Here is a 2,463-nt window from a genome sequence, read left to right as displayed (position 1 = left end):
GCTTGACGCACTGGCCGGAGCCGTCGCCGGCGCCGGCCTCGGTTGCGACAGGTGCGCAGGCCGCACATGCGGAACGAAACGCGGTTCGTCGGGAACAGCAGAAGCCGGGGGACTGGTGTTTGGCAAGGCCGTCCAGCCGGCGCGCGGCAAGCCGGATCGTTCCCGCGGAGCAAACGATCCGGGCGGCGGCAAGGTCGCGTCGAGATCGTCGTCACGCGTTGCCCTGGCGATCTCGGCCATGCTGGCGGGCCGGTCTTGAGGATCCGGCTGCAACATCGCTTCGATGAGTTCGCGGAAATCGGGATTGATGTCCGACAAGTCCGGCACGGTGCGGCGCTTCTCGATGACCTCATATTGCGAGCCGCTCATGTCGAGCGGCTTCCCGCGCAGCGCGGCGGCCAGCACCAGGCCGAGGCTGTAGATATCGGATTGCTCGCTGACCTCCCCGCCATAAAGGCCGAGCTGTTCGGGAGAGACGTAATTGTATTTGCCGGCGAATTTCCCGCCGATCAGCGTCTCGCCGCCGACATTCGCCGAGCGCGCGATGCCGAAGTCGATGATCTTGGCCCGCTCGACCCGGCCGCCCGGCAGGATGATGTTGTCGGGCGAAAGGTCGCGGTGGACCGCGCCGGCCTGATGCACGGCGCTCAGGCCCGAGGCGAGGCGATGGCAAAGCCGACGCACGTCCGGTGGCGCCATCGGGCCGCGCCGCATGACTTCGAACAGCGACTGGCCGTCGACGAACTCCATCGCCAGGTAGGGGCGGCCGATCCCCGGATCGATGGTGAAGACGTGGTATCGCACCACCGCGTCATGCGACAAATGGTTGAGGATCGAGGCTTCCTTGCGGAACAGCGACAGAATGGTTTGGTCGCGCGCGAACTCGGGCAGCACTATCTTGATCGCGACATGGTCGCCGGTCTGGATATTGTGGCCGCGATAGACTTCGCCCATGCCGCCGGATGCGATGCGCTCGTCGAGCTCGTAGATGCCGCTGAGCTGCGTGCCGACGCCGGTATTTGCGAGGTTCGGCGAAATCCGCGTCCTGTCGTCGTCGCTCATGTGTCTCAGCCCCTGGACCGATCCGCATCGAGCGGTCCGTTGCGTCCGTCGCCGATCCTGACCAGCACGATGGTGACATTGTCCGTTCCGCCGCGCGCCAGCACCGTCTCCAGCAGCTTCTCGCACGCGGCTTGCGGCGGCGCGGACTTCACCGCCGCTTCGATCTCCGCGTCGCTGACATGCGCGGTGAGCCCGTCGGTGCTCAATACGAAGATATCCCCCGGCATCAACTCGCCTTGCTGAAAATCGATCTCGAGTTCGTCGCTGACCCCGACGGCGTGGGTGATCACATTGCGGCGCGGCCAGGTGAGCGCTTCCTCCGCGCTGATCATGCCCCGGTCTAGCAGCTCCTGGACTTCGGTATGATCCCTGGAAATCTGCGAGATAGCGCCGCCGCGTACCAGATAGATGCGGCTGTCGCCGGCCCACAGGCCCGCGAACCGCCCCTCCATGGCGAGCAGGGCGGCGAAGGTGGAGCCGATGGTGATGCCGCGCGAACGCGATATGTTGCGGATCTCGGCATTGGCGCGGCTCAGCCGGTCCTCGAAACGGGCGCGAAGGTCCGGCGCCGAGCTCGCAATGCCGATCGTCGCCAGGTGGTCGACGATGCTGGCCGAAGCGACCTCGCCGGCCTCATGGCCGCCCATTCCGTCGGCCACCACCCAAAGGCCGGCTTGTTGCTCGACCAGATAGTTGTCTTCGTTGTGGTCGCGCACACAGCCTTTGTGGCTGACGCCGAAACTCTCAATGGAAAGGGCGACAGTGCTCAATTTGCCACCAAGCGCTTCGCGAGCGTCCTCTGTGACGAACGATGGGCCGCGTGCCCAGGCCAGTTTGCCACAAGCGCATACTTTAGAGTATCAAAATGAAGGCGGGAGACGGTGCTGCTCGGGAACGATCCGATCGACCATGACGGCGCCATCTCAGAATGCCTTCGGACAGCTGAACCCGGACAGCGCCGGGAGCAGGAAGGGATTGGCGCCAGAGCCGCTCTCCATCTTGTAGGCGACGTCGCGTCCGCCGATCACGAAGCGCGCCTCGGCGCCGGCGCCGTTGCTGGTGACGCTCGCCTTGTCCAGCAGGCGCTTCAGAGCCCATGGCCCTTCGAATTTGAGGGCGGACTCGCGGCCGGGCATCTCCGGCGTCAGGCTGAGGCTCGCGGATCCGGAAGCGCCGCCGCCCGGCCATGTCACCGTGCTCGGCGCATTGCCGGCCTGCGTGCTTTGCACCGTCTGCCCATCTATGTTGAGCACCGCGCTATCCACCTCGCTGTTCAGCGAGGAGGGCGTGAAGGTGATCGAGACCGACGGCGCCGAACCGCCGGAGGGGAAGAAGGCGCTGCGGATTTCCGCCGCCGACTGGAACGCCTTCAAGGTCGATTTGGCGAGGTCGCGGCTGGAG

At 65.7% G+C, this 2,463-nt stretch carries 3 protein-coding genes; all 3 read right to left on the bottom strand.

The genetic code is table 11. The features are described from left to right. Positions 1 to 1,062: serine/threonine-protein kinase (locus tag EOA60_RS28690; RefSeq protein WP_164899616.1), on the bottom strand; the 1,062-nt coding region annotated here is incomplete at its 3' end. 5 nt (positions 1,063 to 1,067) lie between these two features. Beyond that, a complete protein-coding gene (locus tag EOA60_RS28685) occupies positions 1,068 to 1,832 on the bottom strand; it encodes a protein phosphatase 2C domain-containing protein (protein WP_066989102.1) in 765 nt (254 codons plus the stop codon). Between the two features lie 153 nt (positions 1,833 to 1,985). After that, the coding region (locus EOA60_RS28680) for a type VI secretion IcmF C-terminal domain-containing protein (RefSeq protein WP_281060789.1) at positions 1,986 to 2,463 on the bottom strand (478 nt) is incomplete at its 5' end.

The organism is Mesorhizobium sp. M1A.F.Ca.IN.020.06.1.1 (genome assembly GCF_004023265.1).
Taxonomy (GTDB): domain Bacteria; phylum Pseudomonadota; class Alphaproteobacteria; order Rhizobiales; family Rhizobiaceae; genus Mesorhizobium.
The sequence above is the reverse complement of the archived record's forward strand: the minus strand, read 5'-3'. Positions and strand labels throughout refer to the sequence as shown.